Consider the following 15,925-nt stretch of genomic DNA (forward strand, 5'->3'; position numbering starts at 1 on the left):
TCGGGCGATGGTCATCACCCTGCGGCAGCCGCTACCATGCTGACCGCAGCACGACCAAATCCAGGATGACCTTGTCTTTGACCCATTACCAGCGCCTGAAGGTGGCGCCCGATGCACCGCCTGAAGTCATCCGGGCTGCTTACCGGGTGCTGGCCGCCAAGCTGCACCCGGATCGCAACGGGGGCGGTGCCGGCGGGCCTGGCGACGCCATGCACGCCCAGATGGTGGCGCTGAATGCGGCCTACGAGGTGCTGATCGACCCGGCGCAGCGCGCGGCGTACGATGCCAGCCTCAAGACGGCCCAGAGTCGTTCTGCACCGGCAGCGGCTGCCGAGGCCGAAGCCCATGACGAGGACCGAGGTGGCCCGCCCACGCGGGTGGACATGGAGTGGCTCACGCCCAGTCTGGTGGACGAGCCGCGCTGGTGGCCCCCCACGCCCCGGATGGCTGCTGGGGGCGGCGCCGCGCTCCTGCTCATGGGCGTGCTGCTGGGGGCGTGGGTCTGGCAGGTCAAGACGCAAACCCAGATGGACCGCGCCCTGTCCGATCACTATCTGGCACTGCCCGCCTCGGCAGAGGCCGTGGCCGCCGAGCCGCAACGACCCGCCGTGGCCACGACCGAGCGCGCATCCGTCTCGTCGGCCTCCACCCCGGTGGCGTCTTCGGCGCCTTCAGAGGTGGCCGTCGGCAACACCGTGGCGTCGGTCGATCTGGGGCCCATCGTGGCCGGCCGCCGGCAGCCCACGGTGGAAGAGCTCTCGCGCATGACCGACGAGCAACTGCTGCAGGTGCTGCCCATGCTCGACCGGCCGCCCGGGGCTTCTCGCTCGCCGGCCGTCATCCGGGCCGAAGCGCAGCACATGCTGGATGGCAAGCCGCTGAGCCTTCGCACGGACAAGCACCTGGTGGATCCGCTCGCACCCGAACCGGGAGCCTCGGTGCCCTGACGCCACTGGCCGCGCCCGTTCAGGCCACCTGGCTCAGGTCTGGTCGATGGGCAAGGGCCATGTGGCGCCGAACTTGGCCCGTTTCGTCGCAAAAAACGCCCGCACATTGCGCACGTGGCGGTCTTCGGTGAACAGCCGCTGGGCCAGCGCCTGGTAGCCCGGCATGTCGGGCACCTGCGCCACCAGCACGAAGTCCGGCCCGGGCGACACCCGCCACACCTGCTGCACGGCCTCGTCGGCCACGGCACGGGCTTCGAACGCGTTCAGCGCTTCCTGGGTCTGCAGGTCCAGGCTCACCTCGGCGATGACGCTCAGGCCGTGACCCAGCGCCTCGGCCATGCGCGCCGGCGACAGCAACGCCACTTCCCGTTCGATCACGCCCAGAGTGCGCAGCCGGTGCACGCGCCGGTGACAGGTGGCCGGGGCCAGCCCGGCCTTCTGCGCGAGGGCATGGTTGGACAGGCTGGCGTCTTCCTGCAACAAGCGCAGCAGGCGCAGGTCGATGTCGTCGAGTTCGATGGCGGGCATGGTTGAGAGATTTTCTATCGAAAATGCATCTGGATGAGTGAATCAATCAATCACCGCCTCGAATGGAAGAGTATTTCAAATAGAACCGCAAAGTGGTGCGACATTTCATTCCCATCTCGTTACGATGCGCGCAGTGCCTGAGTGCACAGGAGTAAGACAGACATGTGTGGCATCGTCGGCGCCGTTGGGGCGCGCAACATCGTTCCGGTTCTGGTGGAAGGCCTCAAGCGCCTGGAATACCGTGGCTATGACTCGTGCGGCGTGGCCGTGTTGCAGGACGGGGCCTTGCGCCGCTCGCGCAGCACCGAGCGCGTGGCCGAACTGGCCGCCCAGACGCGTGACGAAGGCATCGACAGCCCCCTGGGCATTGCCCACACCCGCTGGGCCACCCACGGCGCGCCCGCGGTGCACAACGCGCACCCGCATTTCTCGCACGGCCCCGGTGCCGATGCCGCCCAGAACCGCCCGGGCCGCATCGCCCTGGTCCACAACGGCATCATCGAGAACCACGAGGCCCTGCGTGCCGAACTGCAGGCCAAGGGCTATGTGTTCCTGAGCCAGACCGACACCGAGGTCATCGCCCATCTGGTCGATCACCTGTACGACGGCGACCTGTTTGCCGCCGTGAAAGCCGCCACCTTGCGCCTGACCGGGGCCTATGCGATTGCCGTGTTCCACCGCGAGGAACCTCAGCGTGTGGTCGGCGCCCGCCAGGGCTCGCCGCTGATCATGGGCGTGGGCGGCGCGGATGACACCGAGCGCTTCCTGGCCTCGGACGCCATGGCGCTGGCCGGCGTGACCGACCAGATCGTGTACTTGGAAGAAGGCGACGTGGTCGACCTGCAGCCCGGTCGCCACTGGATCGAGCACCGCGCACCCGGCAGCGCCGAGCACCAGCGCGTGGACGCCGCCGAGCGCCCGGTGCGCACCGTGACGGCACACAGCGGCGCGGTCGAGTTGGGCCCGTACCGCCATTACATGCAGAAGGAAATCTTCGAGCAGCCGCGCGCCATTGCCGACACGCTCGAAGGCGTCGAGGCCATCACGCCCACGCTGTTCGGCGCCGAAGCCGAAGCGGTGTTCAAGCAGATCGACCGCGTGCTGATCCTGGCGTGCGGCACCAGCTACTACTCAGGCTCGACCGCGAAGTACTGGCTGGAGTCGATTGCGAAAATCCCGACCAATGTGGAGATTGCCAGCGAGTACCGCTACCGCGACAGCGTGCCCGATGCGCGCACGCTGATCGTCACCATCAGCCAGTCGGGCGAGACGGCCGACACGCTGGCAGCGCTCAAGCACGCGCGCAGCCTGGGCATGGAGCACACGCTGACCATCTGCAATGTGGCCACCAGTGCCATGGTGCGCGAATGCAAGCTGGCCTACGTGACGCGGGCGGGCGCCGAGATCGGCGTGGCCTCGACCAAGGCCTTCACGACGCAGCTGGCCGGGTTGTTCTTGCTGACGCTGACGCTGGCCAAGCTGCGCGGGCAACTGAGCCCCGAAGCCGAAGCCGAGCACCTGAAGGACATGCGCCACCTGCCCGCCGCGCTGCAGGCCGTGCTGGCGCTGGAGCCGCAGGTGATGGCCTGGGCCGAAGCCTTTGCGCGCAAGGACAACGCGCTGTTCCTGGGCCGCGGGCTGCACTACCCGATCGCGCTGGAAGGCGCGCTCAAGCTCAAGGAAATCAGCTACATCCACGCCGAGGCCTACCCGGCCGGTGAGCTGAAGCACGGCCCGCTGGCGCTGGTGACCGCCGAGATGCCCGTGGTGACCGTAGCCCCGAACGACGCGCTGCTGGAAAAGCTCAAGAGCAACATGCAGGAAGTGCGCGCGCGCGGCGGCGAACTGTACGTGTGCGCCGACGGCGACACGCACATTCGGGCCGAGCCGGGCATCCACGTGATCCGCATGCCGGAGCACTATGGCGCGCTGTCACCAATCCTGCATGTGGTGCCGCTGCAGTTGCTGGCGTATCACACGGCATGTGCACGGGGGACGGATGTGGACAAGCCCAGGAATCTGGCGAAGAGTGTGACGGTGGAGTGAGGGGGCTCTTTACCTGTTCTTTGCCATTAATGTCCGAGACATTCCATCGATGTCTGAGACATGCCTGCATTGCGTAGCGCCTGGCTAAGTCAGGTGCTACGCCGTGGACATGGATGCGCTACCCCAGGCCAATATGGGCTTGGGTAACCAGGCACCCCTGCTGACGCGTTTGCGGACTTCCGCCCTGTAGCGGTCTGGGGCAGGCGGCCTCTTTCGTTTGTGCCGGGTCTGATTGCAGTGCAGGCAAGCTGCGACGATGTTGGATAGGCCGTCACCGCCGCCCTCACTTCGAGGTATCAGGTGTTCAGCAGTGCAGCGCAAGGCCGATGGCCCAGCAGGTCCATCTAGCCACATGCGCAGGCCGCAGTAGTAGCACTTGCCGCATTGGCGATCGAAAGCAGTTCTTCTTGAGCGTTGGATTTGATTGGACATGGGGACTCCGTAGTGGAAAGTCCCCGTGATGGTTAGAACCTCTGTACGGGCATCGGGGCATTGCGCCTTGCCGACGGTGCTGCAGAAGATCTGACAGCGGGTTCAACCTCCCGGTTGAACGCATCCCTAGTTTGCCAAACAGCTTTGCTGGTTGCAAGCTATGGCAGATCGTGTTGTGCTGCCTCTGTACCTGCCCATGGCGTGATCGGTCTGCAACTGGGCATCCTCGGACTGGCGTTCACGCTGCAAGCCGCAGTCCTTTTCGGTCTGCTGGCTTGGTTCGCCGGCCCCATCGGCGCTGGCTTAACCGACGGCCCCGTGCAGGAGTGTGGCTCGATCGGATCGCCGGCCTAGTGTTCGTGGCACTGTGACTGCGCATGGTGGTGAGCCGGTAAGGCTGTGCCACCCTCGTTCAGTTCCTACACGTCCAAGCCTGCAATTGCACCAAGCTCCACAGTTCAATGACCAGTAGGGTTGAAGGATTGGAGCGAGCGGCAGCAATGGGTCGGAAGCAGACACGACGCCCACCGTGAACGACAGCAACCAGCTTTTAGCTGTCCCAACTTCGTCCCTGGCACTCGATGCATATCTCTCCTGGCTGCTCAAGGTTTAGTTGGTATGGCGGCTAACGCTGGCGATACGAACCCTTGATCCGTCAAGGCCTTCACCACGCCGCGCAACAGCATGTTGTGAGTGAAGCCAAGGGTGTACTGCCGCGCGCCCTCGCGCACGGGCTGCAGCATGCCGCCCTCGACCAGTTTGCGTATCTGGTACGTGCGCTGACCCGCATTCAAGCCCGGCATGGCGACCTCCAGATCGCCCGCCTTGACGGTGCCCGCGCGGATGGTGGTTTGCAGCACGGCTTCTTCCTGTGCGGTGATGAGCTGACGCTCACGCGCGTGGGCAAGGGCCGGCAGCAACACAGTGTTCTGCAGGTGCCCATAGTCGGCCAGACGGCTGACCTTTTCCAGCTCGTCACGGATCCCGCTGAGGACGTAGGTGCACCATTGTTCCAGCTTGTCGGGCTCGCCCGAGTCCGCTTCTGACAACATGGCGTAGTAGCGATGCCGGTCCGCGCAGAACACAGCGGCCGGGTTCAGCAGCCGGCCGGCTGAGCTGACCTGAAATCCGTACTTGATCAGCATGGCGTAGGTCAGCAGGCGCACGACGCGGCCGTTGCCATTGCTGAAGGGGTGGACCCAGGCGAAGCGGTGGTGAGCCAGGGCCACCTTCATGAGATCGTATTTAGGTGGATCAGGCTGGTTGATGAAGGCCACCAGTTCGGCCATGTAGCCGGGCACTTGTACCGGGTCAGGCGGCAGATGCTCGGCCTGTGCGATGCGCACTGGCCCGGCGCGGTAGCTGCCGGGGGTGCGGTCACCTTCACGCTGCAGGCCTTCAACCGTGGTGGCATGCAAGCCGCGGAGCAGGTGTTCGCTCAGCGGGGTACCCGGCTCCACCGCCGATTCCACCTGACGCATGGCCGCTTCGATGTTGTCGATCTCCCTCAGTGATTCGGTGCCGGCCTGAGCGGGGGTGACCTTCGCCTCGACATAGTCGGCCAGCGTGGTGTGGTTGCCTTCGATGCGGGCGGAGGCGAGGCTTTCCAGCAAGTGGAAAACCTCTTTGAGCTGCAGGAAGACCGGAGCCGGTGTGCTGCCGCGGATTTCAAGCCGCCGCAGGTGCTCCAGGTCGGTCAGCACGTCAAGCAGCGGCGAGTCGAAGCGCGGGTTCAGCAACTGCAGTTCATGATGAAAGAACTGGGGCATGATCGTTCAAGATCTTGAATGGAGACGAGATCTTATCTTTAAGTCTTTTCGAAAAGTCTTTTTGCGTCAAAGACTTGGCCGTCGTTTGAGTGATTCGATAAGTTGAAAGATCATCGACGGGATCTTGAACGCCGACGCCAGGCAAGTGGAATTCGCGCTGTGCACGTCAGAGGTCTCCGCATGGCACCCGTGTTCAAATCCCCGCTGTTCGCGAAAAGACCCATGGACAACCAACCCCACAACCCCCTCCACGGCGCCACCCTCCAGCACATCGTGGAATGCCTGGCCGACCACTACGGCTGGGCCGAGCTGGGGCACCTCATTCCCATCCGCTGCTTCACGCATGACCCGAGCGTGGGGTCCAGCCTGAAGTTCCTACGCCGCACCCCGTGGGCGCGCGCCAAGGTCGAGGCGCTTTACGTCGAGACGTGGTGGCGCTCGCGCGGCGGCCAGGCCTGACGCGCCTGCCTTTCTCCTGATCCGTCATCCCATGTCTTTCACCCCCACCGTTTCCGACCACTGGATCACCCATCCGCAAGGCCGCCTGTTTGCGCGCCAATGGACGCCGCCCGCCGATGCCGAAACCGGCGTGCCGCTGGTGCTGCTGCACGATTCGCTGGGCTGCATCGAGCTGTGGCGCGGCTTTCCCGAGCTGCTGTGCCGCACCACTGGCCGCCGCGTGGTCGCGTACGACCGCATGGGCTTCGGCCGTTCGGACGCGCGCCCGGCCCGGCCCAGCCACGACTTCGTGGCCGAAGAGGCCCGCCTGTACCTGCCCCATGTGCGCGAGCAACTGGGCGTTGGCCGCTTTGCGGTGCTGGGCCACAGCGTGGGTGGCGGCATGGCCATCAACGTGGCAGCCACCACGCCCGAGTGCGAGGCGCTGATCAGCATCGCCGCGCAGACCTTTGTGGAAGACAAGACGCTGGACGGCGTGCGCGCCGCCCAGGTGCAGTTCTCGGATCCGGCCCAGGTCGACCGCATCTCGCGCTACCACGGCCCCAAGGCACCCTGGGTGCTCGATGCCTGGATCGGCACCTGGCTGGATCCGGACTTTGTCGGCTGGACGCTGAACGGCGCGCTGGCCCGCATCACGTGCCCGGCGCTGGCCATCCATGGCGAGGACGACGAGTACGGCAGCCCGGCGCACGCGCAGCGTGTGCAGGAACACAGTGCCGGCCCGGTGCAGCTCGACATCCTGCCCGGCGTGGGCCACGTGCCGCACCGCGAGCAACCGGACGAGATGGCCCAACGCATTGCCCGCTTCCTTTCGGCCTGACGAGGGTGGTGCATGAGTCGGGAAACGGCCGTGCTGCCGCTGTTGTGCGTGCTGGCCTCACTGCTGTCGCAGTATGTGGGCGCGGCATCGGCGAAGGCGCTGTTCCCGCAGGTGGGCGTCGAAGGGGTGACGGCGCTGCGCGTGGCGATCTCGGCCGCGATCCTGATGGCGCTGTGGCGCCCGTGGCGGCAATGGCCGCCGCGCTCGGCGTGGCGCGACCTGATCCTGTACGGCGCGATGCTGGGGCTGATGAACCTGAGCATCTACCGCGCGATGGCGCGCATTCCGATCGGTGTGGCCATTGCCATCGAGGTGACCGGGCCACTGACGGTGGCCTTGCTCGGCTCGCGTCGGTGGCGCGATGTGCTGTGGGTGGCGCTGGCCGCGGCCGGGCTGCTGATGCTGCTGCCGCTGGGCGGGCAGCAGGCGCTGGATCCGGTGGGCGTGGCGCATGCGGCCGCCGCAGCCGGTTGCTGGGCGCTCTACATCGTGTTCGGCAAGCGCGTGTCGGCCTTGCCGGGCGCGCAGGCGGCGGCGTGGGGCATGCTGGTGGCTTCGGTGCTCATCGTGCCGCTGGGCGTGGCGCACGCAGGCGCGGCCCTGCTGTCGCCCACGGTGTGGTTGACAGGCCTCACGGTGGCCGTGATGTCGGGTGCTTTGCCCTACTCGCTGGAGATGCTCGCTCTGCGGCGTCTGCCGAGCTCGGTCTTCGGGCTGCTGGTCAGCGCTTCGCCTGCCGTGGCGGCGCTGGTCGGGTTCGTCATGCTCGGTGAGCAGTTGACCCTGCTGCAGTCGCTGGCGGTTGCCTGTGTGGTGGCAGCCTCAGCGGGCAGCGCGTGGTGCGCTTCGGCGTCCCGTTCGGGAGCCTGAAGGGCGCACCACGGTGTGGCGCATCCGGTCAGCCGGGCTGACGCGGATGCGGTGGGGCTCAGTAGCCGCGGCCGCCGCCGTAGCCACCGCGGTTGCCACCGCCGCCGCCGTAGCTGCCACGGTTGCCGCCGCCGAAGCCACCCGGACGCTCTTCGCGGGGGCGGGCTTCGTTGACGACCAGGGCGCGGCCTTCGAACGATTGGCCGTTCATGCCGTTGATGGCGGCCTTGGCGTCGTCAGCCGAGCCCATTTCCACGAAGCCGAAGCCCTTGGAGCGGCCGGTGTCGCGGTCCATCATGACCTTGGCCGAGGCCACATCGCCGAAGCGGGCGAAGTGTTGCTGGAGGTCGTCGTCGCGCATCGAGTAGGGCAGGTTGCCGACGTAGAGTTTGCTGTTGCTCATGGTGAGTCTTTCAATGTCAGTGAAATGCCGCTGGAGTCGGGTGACCCGGCTGGCATGGGGTTTCAGTGGAATGCCGGAGACCGGCGTGGGGGTCAGAACCGGCGGCGCGGTGCCGACGGAGCGCCGCCACTGCGCGGCTCAAGGTGTCGGAAGGTGATACGGCCCTTGTTCAGGTCGTAGGGCGACAGCTCGAGAGAGACTTTGTCGCCCGCCAGGATGCGGATACGGTGTTTGCGCATCTTGCCTCCGGTGTAGGCGATGAGGCTGTGACCGTTCTCCAGCGTCACGCGAAAGCGGGAGTCGGGCAGCACTTCGTCCACCTGTCCGCGCATTTCAATCAGTTCTTCTTTGGCCATGGGCGAATTCCTTTCGAATGGGGGTGGCGTTGCCGCGTCACGCGGGCAGCGCGGGTTGCTGGAGGTAGCCCATGCCCTGCGCGAGCGCGTACTGCGCGGCGGCTTGCGGGGTGGGAAACAAAGGGGTAAACCGGAACACGCGGTCATGCGTGCCGGAACCGTGACCACTGCAAATGGACAGGGAGGCGGCGAAGCGGCCGCAGTCCGTCTGTCGGGTCACGGGAGAAAGCCGGTATCGGCCCACCGTGCAGGTGTGAGAGTCAGGAGAAATCAAGTGTGAGGTCAACGGGTGCACGCAGCATTCCGCGCGCAATGGACCGGTGGCGACGAGGTACGTCCGTCGTTCGGACCGTGATGGAAACAGATCAGGATCTCGTCGGTGGCCGCAAGGGGCGACGGGATCGATGAGCCAGACGAAGCTTGCCTGGGAGGGCAGGCGGATCGCGTGAGAGGACCGGCTCTGCCGAGGATGCGGTGCAAGGGCGACCGCAGTGCGACGGCTGCTGCGGAGGTAAGCGAGACTGCAGCAAGCTGAGACCATGATAACAGCGTTCGCCGAATCGTGCTGATGTTTCTGTCAGCCGAAAGGATGACCCTGCTAGCATCGTCGGATGCTGACCCCTGAACAGATCTTCGGCTTTCTGCTGGCGGCCGTCGCCATCACGGCGGCGCCCGGGCCCGACAACCTCATGGTGCTGGGCATGGGCATGTCGAAGGGGCGTCTTCAAGGGGCGGTGTTCGGATTGGGGTGCGCACTGGGCTGCCTGAGCCACACGGTGCTGGCCGTGCTGGGGGTGAGTGCGCTGATTGCTGCTTCACCGGTGGCCTTCACCCTGCTGCGCATCGTGGGAGGCGCCTATCTGGTGTGGTTGGGCGTGCAAAGCCTGCGCAGCCGCGGCGGGGTGCGCGCTGCCGATTCGGGGCAGCCCGACGCCGCCCTGGGCGCCTTGCTGCTGCGCGGCGTCGTCGCCAATGCGGTGAACCCGAAAGTGGTCCTGTTCTTCTTGTCGTTCCTGCCGCAGTTCGTGGTGCCGGCGCAGGGCCAGGTGGCCGGCCAGATGGCGGTGCTCGGGGTGTTGTTCACCGTGCAGGCTGCGGTGCTGTTCGGGCTGCTGGCCCTGTTCGCTGGCGCGATCGGGCGTTGGCTGCAGCGACGCCCGCGCGCCGGGGCGTGGCTCGACCGGGCGGCAGGGGCCTTGTTCATCGGGCTGGGCGCGCGGCTGTTGCTTGTCCGATGATCCAAGTCGAAAGAGCCCGTTCTTGGTGAATCTGTCGCGAAATGGTCTGCTTCGGGGGGTGTCGGGCCGACTGGGCTTCATTTGACGGGAACAATGGCCGAATACGCGGAAGTCGGTGTGTGTCAGGCGCCGCGCCTTGCTCAGCTCATCGTCCTGTTTTTGCAGTCCCCCCATGCACCAGAAGAAGAAAGCCGTTCTGTTCGCCCTGATCGGGACGGTCGTGGTGCTGAACCTCTTCGTGGCGGGCCTGTTCGGGTACGCGCTCAATGCCTCGAAGATGCGCAAGGAGCAGGAGGTCCGCACCACGGTCGAGAACCTGGCGCTCTTGCTGGACCAGTCGGTCACGGGTCACATCCGTGAAATCAACCTGTCGCTGACGCAGATCCAGGCTGAACTCGAGCAGGACCTGCGCGAAGGCCGTTTTGGGCACAAGCCTGAGCGTGTGGCGATGTTGTCGTCCCACGAGAACTGGTTGTCGCAGGTGGCCGAGATCCGGGTGACCGACGCGCGGGGGACGGTGCTGTTCGGCCATGGCGTCACGCCGGCCATCCATGTGAGCTACGGCGACCGCGAGTTCTTCGGCATCCACAGCCGCGAGCCCGGGCGTGGGCTGGTCAGCAGCAAGCTGCTGGAGGGCCGCATCAACAAGCGCTGGGTGGTGGTGTTTTCTCGCCGGTACAACCATCCAGGCGGCGCCTTTGCGGGTGTGATCACGGCAGCGGTGCCGGCCAGCCATTTCGAGAAGCTCTTGTCCGGCTTGCAGTTGGGCCCCCGCGGGATCGCGCTGATGCGGGACATGGATCGCGCACTGATTGCCCGGGTGCCACCGCTGGATGCCGCGGCGGGCCGCACGGGCGCCAGGGGCGGTTCGCGCGAGGTGACCGCGATCGTGAATGCCGGTGTGCCGACGGCCACCTTCTACAGCGACAACACGGCCGATGGCATCAACCGCATCGATGCCTACCGCAAACTGTCGCTGATGCCGGCTTTCGTCGTGGTGGGGCTGGGCGAGGAAGACTACCTGGCCCAGTGGCGCGTGGACGTGCGCAAGGCCGTCATGCTTTCTGCCACATTCTTCGTGGTGACGCTGTGTGCAGGGGGGCTGCTGTGGTTCGTCATGGCGGCACAGGAGCGGGCCACGCGGCGCAGCGAGATCCTGTTGCGCCACGCCAGTGATGGCATCCACATTGTCGATGAACAGGGCTTCGTCATCGAGGCCAGCGACGCGTTCTGTCGCATGCTCGGCCTGCCGCGCGAGCGCGTCATCGGAATGAAGGTGGCGGAGTGGGAGGCCGTGCTCAACGAAGAAGAGATCCGCCAGAAGATCGCGCTGGTGCATGCGTCCAGTGCGGTGCACACCTTCGAGTCCGTGCACCGGGACAGCAGCGGGCGAACCTACCCGGTCGAGATCACCTCGTGTCCGCTGCTGCTCGAGGGGCGGCGTGTGGTGTTCACCTCGGCCCGTGACATCACCGAGCGCAAGCAGGCGGAGCAGGCACAGCGGATTGCGGCCACGGCGTTCGAGTCGCAGGTCGGCATGCTCATCGCAGACCGTGAGCAGGTCATCCTGCGGGTGAACGCGGCCTTCACAGAGGTGACGGGCTTCCTGCCCGAAGAGGTGGTCGGTCGCACGCCCCGGCTGTTTGCGTCGGGACGGCACGACGCGGCGTTCTACGCGGCCATGTGGCACCAGTTGCGCACCCAGGGATCCTGGCAGGGCGAGATCTGGAACCGGCGCAAGAGCGGCGAGGTGTACCCGCAGGCGCTCTCGATCGGTGCCGTCAAGGACGAGGCAGGCGAGGTGACGCACTACGTGGCGACGTTCATCGACATCACCTCGCGCAAATCCTCGGAAGAGCAGGTGCGCCAGCTGGCCTTCTTCGATCCCCTGACCCGCCTGCCGAACCGGCGCCTGCTGATGGAGCGGCTGGAGCGTGCCCTGCGTGAATGTCATCGCCATCGCAGCAAGGGCGCCTTGTTGTTCGTGGACCTGGACAACTTCAAATCCGTGAACGACACCGTGGGGCACCATGAGGGCGATCGCCTGCTGGAGCAGGTGGCGGGCTTGTTGCTGCACTGTGTGGACGAGCACGACACCGTGGCGCGCCTCGGTGGCGACGAGTTCATCGTGATGCTGGAGGAGCTGGGCACCCACGATCTGGAAGCAGCACAGAAGGCCGAAGCAGTCGGACAGCGCATCCTGCACGCCCTGCACCGCACTTACCAGTTGGGGCATTCCGAGCACCGGTGCTCGGCCAGCATCGGGGTCACGCTGTTTGGCTACGACCCGAACGAGAGCGTCAACGAGCCTTTGAAGCGGGCCGATCTGGCCATGTACCAGGCCAAAGTGGCCGGGCGCAACGACCTGCGCTTCTTCGACCCGCAGATGCAGGCCGACATCCGGGCGCGAGCCGAGCTGGACGCGGGCTTGTGGGAGGCCATCGAGAAGGGGCAGTTCTTCCTGCAGTACCAGCCCCAGGTGGCCTCCGACGGGCGCATCCTGGGTGTCGAGGCGCTGGTGCGCTGGCGGCATCCGGAGCGCGGGCTGGTGTCGCCTGCCGCCTTCATCCCGGTGGCCGAGGACAACGGCGTGATCGTGCCCCTGGGCCGGTGGGTGCTGCAGACGGCCTGTCTGCAACTGGCCGACTGGGCCACGCAGCCCGACCGTGCCGAGCTGTCGATCGCCGTCAACGTGAGCGCGCGGCAGTTCCGTCAGCCGGATTTCGTCACCATGGTGCTGGATGTGCTGGCCCAGACGGGCGCCAACCCCGCCAGACTGAAGCTCGAACTGACCGAGAGTTCGCTGGTGACCGAGGTGGAGGGCATGATCGCCAAGATGGAGGCGCTCAAAGCCACCGGTGTGCGGTTCTCGCTGGACGATTTCGGCACAGGCTATTCCTCGCTGGCGTATCTGAAGCGGCTGCCGCTCGACCAGCTCAAGATCGACCAGGGATTTGTGCGAGACATTCTGGTGGACCCGAACGATGCGGCCATCTCCCGCATGGTCATCGTGCTGGCGGAAAGTCTGGGTCTGAGCGTGATCGCCGAGGGCGTGGAAACGGCGGAGCAGCGCGATTTCCTGGCCCGTCAAGGGTGCCTGGCCTACCAGGGCTATCTGTTCAGCCGGCCTTTGCCGGTGGCCGAGCTGGAGGCCTTTCTGGATCAGGCTGGTGCGGAAGCCCTGGCGTGACGCCTTCAGCGAAGGCCGTTGGGGTGAGGCTCATCGAGTGAGCTCGGGGCATCCACGCACGCCTGCTCCGATACGCCGATGCCGAGTCGGCTGACCAGCTCGCCGCCCAGCCAGGCCGTGACCAGTGCCAGGGCAACACCGCCAAGCGACAGCGCTGTGGCGGTCAGGCTGACATGGTCCTCGGCCTGCGAGCGCAACAGCCAGCTTCCGCCGAACAACAGGATGACGATCACGTTGCCCAGCCCGTGGAGCCGGCCGATATGGCGTGCCCGGGATCCCTTCGGGATGGCGAGCCAGTCCAGGACGCCGAAGGGGGCGGCCACCAGCCCGGCGAGCACGCCGCCGGCCATGGTCCAGAAGGCCACTTCGATCATGATGGGGTGATCCAGCCACCAGTACAGGATGTCGAACACCACCGACGCGCCGAGCAGGCCCAAAGGGAAAACGACGAGCATCTGGTGCACGGGGTGCCCCAGCAGTTTCACGCGTGCTTCCATGATGCCGTCCCGGAAGGTGTTGGACCTTTCCGGTGGCGGCAAACCCCATGCCCGTCAGCGGTAGAACACCTCGACCTTGCCTTTGAGCTTGATCAGCAGGGGGCGGCCCTTGCGGTCGACGGTCTTGCCGGCTGCCACCTTGATCCAGCCTTCGCTGATGCAGTATTCCTCGACGTCGTGCCGGTCCTTGTCGTTGAAGCGGATGCCGATGTCGTGCGAGAGCACGGCACGGTCATGGTGAGGGCTGCGCGGATCGATCGACAGGTGGTCGGGAAGGGCGGGGCGTTCTGCGGAAGAGTCGCTCATGGTCAAGCCGAAGAGTGGCAACAAGGGTTGAACAGGGGAAGGGCGCTCAGTGTAGGCCGTTCCCGGCTCAGGACGGCGGGCCCTCCGTGTCCAGCCACGTGAGTCGGCCCCGGCACGCATCGTCTAGGCGGGCCTGGAGCGCTGCAGCGCGGTCTTCGGGCAGGCTGAACGTGGCACGAACCAGCTCGCCATGTTGCACCTCCTGCAGCGCGGCACCTGCCAGCTCGAGTTCGCGGCGGAGCAGGCCTTCCAGCGCATAGGGCACGCTGCAGCGCAGCGTGTGCTGTTTCACCAGGGCCACCTTCTCGGCACGGAGCAGTGCCTGCGCGACCGCATCGGTGTACGCCCTCACCAGGCCGCCCGCACCCAGTTTGACGCCGCCGTAGTACCGCACCACGGTGGCCAGGACGCCTTCCAGGTGCTGGTGGCGCAACACGTCGAGCATGGGGCGTCCCGCCGTCCCCCCGGGCTCGCCGTCGTCGACTGCGGCGGATTGGCCGCCGGCCAGCAACGCCCAGCACACGTGGGTGGCGTCGGGGTGCTCGGCGCGCAGGCTGGCCACGATCTGTTGCGCCTGCGCACGGTCGGCCGCGGGTTGAACGCAGCCGATGAAGCGGCTCTTCTTGATCAACAGGTCGCTGTGGGCAGGACCGAGCAGTGTCTGTCGCATGGACGGCGAAAGCAGGGCGCGGCACACTGGGCTTGCGCGAATCCCTGGCGTGAGAATGGGTTTTGCCGGGCGACCCCCTTCGCGGCGGCAGAGTCGGCATTGTCCAGCCTTTCTCGCGCCTTCAAGGCGGCCTAACGACACATCGGAGACACCATGAGAAGAGCTTTACCGCCGGCACCCTGTCTGCTGGGCGGCCTGACGCTGGCACTCGCCCTGCTGGTTCCTGCCCACGCACAGTCCGTGGCGGGTACCGGGGGCGACACCGTGAGCGGGTCGGGTTTGAGGCCGCTGTGGGAGTTCGGGGCCGCGGGCATCGGCGTGTCGCAGCAGGCCTATCCGGGATCGGACCAGCAGGTGCGCCGCGGTCTGGTGCTGCCCTATCTGGTGTACCGAGGCCGCTTTCTGCGTGCCGACCGGGAGACGGCCGGCCTGCGGGCCGTGCGGACGCAGAACTACGAGCTGGACGTGGGGTTCGCAGCGTCGTTCGGGTCGCGTTCGGAAGACATCGATGCCCGACGAGGCATGCGGGACCTGGGCACGCTGGTCGAGTTCGGGCCGCGGTTGAAGTGGTTTCTGGGCGAGGGGCCGGGGGGTGGGCGCTGGCGCCTGGACCTGCCGGTGCGCGGGGTGTTCGACCTGAGCGATGGGGCCGCCCACCGCGGCATGGCGTTTGAACCTGAGCTGCGCTTCGAGCGTCGCACGGCCGGCGGCTGGATGTACGGGGCGAGCGTGGGTGCCGTGTTTGCCGACCGGCGCCTGGCCGCCACCTTCTACGAGGTGGCGCCTTCGGAGGCCCAGCCCTGGCGTCCGGCCTATCAGGCCAATGCGGGGCTGGTGGCGTGGCGTCTGGGCGCATCGATGTCACGCCCCTTGGGAACCGATTGGCGCGTGTTCGGCTTTGCCCGCATGGATTCGGTGACGGGCGCGGCCAATGAGGACAGCCCTCTGATCAAGCGCACCACGGGCGGTACCGTGGGCGTGGGCTTCACCTACACCTGGTTGCGCTCCGGCCGCGAAGGCAACGACTGAGCGCGGGCATGCGGGTTGCCGGTCTTCGATGCCGGCAATTCCGCCGGCGCCGCGTTCAGGAGAACCATCATGGCTGAGCAGAATCGCAATGACATGAACCGCACTCAGGGCCAGCAAGGCAACCCGGATCAGCAGCTGCAGCAAAGCGGCCAGAGCAAGCAGCCCGGTCAGCAGGGCCAGCAAGGCCCGCAGTCGGGTCAGCAACAGCAGAGCACGCCGGGCCAGCGCCAACAGGGGCAGGACCAGGGCGGCCAGCAAGGGTCCTCGCAGGGCTCTTCGCAGGACAGCATCGAGCGCTCGTCCGAGGGCCGCAATCAGCAGCAACGCTGATCGCCAAGGCCGGCCGATGGCCTACGCCGATCGGC

18 protein-coding genes and 1 pseudogene are annotated in these 15,925 nt (G+C 66.5%); 10 read left to right on the forward strand and 9 right to left on the reverse strand.

Annotation, left to right across the window (positions count from 1 at the left end):
• The first annotated feature begins 65 nt into the window (after positions 1 to 65).
• Positions 66 to 947, forward strand: coding sequence for a J domain-containing protein (locus QZ709_RS14135; RefSeq protein ID WP_294637993.1), 882 nt, complete (start codon positions 66 to 68; stop codon positions 945 to 947).
• Positions 948 to 980: 33 nt separating this feature from the next.
• Here the strand turns inward: QZ709_RS14135 and QZ709_RS14140 are convergent, their stop codons facing one another.
• Complete coding sequence (locus QZ709_RS14140) at positions 981 to 1,475, reverse strand: Lrp/AsnC family transcriptional regulator (protein WP_294637994.1); 495 nt, start codon at positions 1,473 to 1,475, stop codon at positions 981 to 983.
• Positions 1,476 to 1,637: 162 nt separating this feature from the next.
• On the opposite strand from QZ709_RS14140, the gene glmS reads away from it, so the two are divergent.
• Complete coding sequence (gene glmS, locus QZ709_RS14145) at positions 1,638 to 3,521, forward strand: glutamine--fructose-6-phosphate transaminase (isomerizing) (RefSeq protein ID WP_294637995.1); 1,884 nt, start codon at positions 1,638 to 1,640, stop codon at positions 3,519 to 3,521.
• A 96-nt stretch (positions 3,522 to 3,617) separates the two neighbouring features.
• Here the strand turns inward: glmS and QZ709_RS21330 are convergent, their stop codons facing one another.
• Positions 3,618 to 3,953, reverse strand: coding sequence for an HNH endonuclease signature motif containing protein (locus QZ709_RS21330; protein WP_366937177.1), 336 nt, complete (start codon positions 3,951 to 3,953; stop codon positions 3,618 to 3,620).
• 282 nt (positions 3,954 to 4,235) lie between these two features.
• On the opposite strand from QZ709_RS21330, the pseudogene QZ709_RS14150 reads away from it, so the two are divergent.
• A pseudogene (locus QZ709_RS14150) lies at positions 4,236 to 4,324 on the forward strand (LysE family translocator); the annotation flags it as partial.
• Positions 4,325 to 4,555: 231 nt separating this feature from the next.
• Here the strand turns inward: QZ709_RS14150 and QZ709_RS14155 are convergent.
• Positions 4,556 to 5,722, reverse strand: coding sequence for a Fic family protein (locus QZ709_RS14155; protein ID WP_294637996.1), 1,167 nt, complete (start codon positions 5,720 to 5,722; stop codon positions 4,556 to 4,558).
• Positions 5,723 to 5,902: 180 nt separating this feature from the next.
• On the opposite strand from QZ709_RS14155, the gene QZ709_RS14160 reads away from it, so the two are divergent.
• The 3 genes from QZ709_RS14160 to QZ709_RS14170 are packed head-to-tail and all read left to right on the forward strand — an operon-like array spanning position 5,903 to position 7,871.
• Entirely contained in the window at positions 5,903 to 6,181 is a 279-nt protein-coding gene (locus tag QZ709_RS14160; RefSeq protein WP_294637997.1) for a VF530 family protein, read from the forward strand.
• 31 nt (positions 6,182 to 6,212) lie between these two features.
• Positions 6,213 to 7,001: an alpha/beta hydrolase gene (locus QZ709_RS14165; RefSeq protein WP_294637998.1), complete on the forward strand. Its 789-nt coding sequence runs from the start codon at positions 6,213 to 6,215 to the stop codon at positions 6,999 to 7,001.
• A gap of 12 nt (positions 7,002 to 7,013) precedes the next feature.
• The gene (locus QZ709_RS14170) at positions 7,014 to 7,871 is read left to right on the forward strand and encodes an EamA family transporter (RefSeq protein WP_294637999.1); all 858 of its coding nucleotides are present in this window, start codon (positions 7,014 to 7,016) and stop codon (positions 7,869 to 7,871) included.
• Between the two features lie 58 nt (positions 7,872 to 7,929).
• Here QZ709_RS14170 and QZ709_RS14175 read toward each other — a convergent pair whose 3' ends face one another.
• The 3 genes from QZ709_RS14175 to QZ709_RS14185 form a co-directional block, all read right to left on the reverse strand.
• A complete protein-coding gene (locus QZ709_RS14175) occupies positions 7,930 to 8,274 on the reverse strand; it encodes an RNA-binding protein (RefSeq protein ID WP_294638000.1) in 345 nt (114 codons plus the stop codon).
• Between the two features lie 92 nt (positions 8,275 to 8,366).
• On the reverse strand, positions 8,367 to 8,630 hold the full coding sequence (gene infA / locus QZ709_RS14180; protein ID WP_294638001.1) for a translation initiation factor IF-1: 264 nt from the start codon (positions 8,628 to 8,630) through the stop codon (positions 8,367 to 8,369).
• 37 nt (positions 8,631 to 8,667) lie between these two features.
• Complete coding sequence (locus QZ709_RS14185; protein WP_366937178.1) at positions 8,668 to 8,850, reverse strand: hypothetical protein; 183 nt, start codon at positions 8,848 to 8,850, stop codon at positions 8,668 to 8,670.
• 391 nt (positions 8,851 to 9,241) lie between these two features.
• On the opposite strand from QZ709_RS14185, the gene QZ709_RS14190 reads away from it, so the two are divergent.
• Positions 9,242 to 9,868, forward strand: coding sequence for a LysE family translocator (locus QZ709_RS14190; protein ID WP_294638003.1), 627 nt, complete (start codon positions 9,242 to 9,244; stop codon positions 9,866 to 9,868).
• A gap of 172 nt (positions 9,869 to 10,040) precedes the next feature.
• A complete protein-coding gene (locus QZ709_RS14195) occupies positions 10,041 to 13,058 on the forward strand; it encodes an EAL domain-containing protein (protein ID WP_294638004.1) in 3,018 nt (1,005 codons plus the stop codon).
• Between the two features lie 5 nt (positions 13,059 to 13,063).
• On the opposite strand, the gene QZ709_RS14200 is transcribed toward QZ709_RS14195, so the two are convergent.
• The 3 genes from QZ709_RS14200 to QZ709_RS14210 all read right to left on the reverse strand — a co-directional run bounded on the left by QZ709_RS14200 (position 13,064) and on the right by QZ709_RS14210 (position 14,531).
• On the reverse strand, positions 13,064 to 13,555 hold the full coding sequence (locus tag QZ709_RS14200; protein WP_294638006.1) for a DUF2231 domain-containing protein: 492 nt from the start codon (positions 13,553 to 13,555) through the stop codon (positions 13,064 to 13,066).
• Between the two features lie 54 nt (positions 13,556 to 13,609).
• The gene (locus QZ709_RS14205; protein ID WP_294638008.1) at positions 13,610 to 13,861 is read right to left on the reverse strand and encodes a DUF3297 family protein; all 252 of its coding nucleotides are present in this window, start codon (positions 13,859 to 13,861) and stop codon (positions 13,610 to 13,612) included.
• A gap of 67 nt (positions 13,862 to 13,928) precedes the next feature.
• Positions 13,929 to 14,531 (reverse strand): YigZ family protein, encoded by a 603-nt coding sequence (locus QZ709_RS14210; RefSeq protein WP_294638010.1) that lies wholly within the window; start codon positions 14,529 to 14,531, stop codon positions 13,929 to 13,931.
• Between the two features lie 153 nt (positions 14,532 to 14,684).
• Between QZ709_RS14210 and QZ709_RS14215 the strand changes: the two genes are divergently transcribed.
• Both QZ709_RS14215 and QZ709_RS14220 read left to right on the forward strand, forming a co-directional pair.
• Positions 14,685 to 15,560 (forward strand): MipA/OmpV family protein, encoded by an 876-nt coding sequence (locus tag QZ709_RS14215; RefSeq protein WP_294638011.1) that lies wholly within the window; start codon positions 14,685 to 14,687, stop codon positions 15,558 to 15,560.
• Positions 15,561 to 15,629: 69 nt separating this feature from the next.
• Positions 15,630 to 15,890 (forward strand): hypothetical protein, encoded by a 261-nt coding sequence (locus QZ709_RS14220; RefSeq protein WP_294638012.1) that lies wholly within the window; start codon positions 15,630 to 15,632, stop codon positions 15,888 to 15,890.
• The last annotated feature ends 35 nt before the right edge of the window (positions 15,891 to 15,925 follow it).

The sequence above is a fragment of the uncultured Aquabacterium sp. genome (genome assembly GCF_913773725.1).
Lineage (GTDB): Bacteria > Pseudomonadota > Gammaproteobacteria > Burkholderiales > Burkholderiaceae_C > Aquabacterium.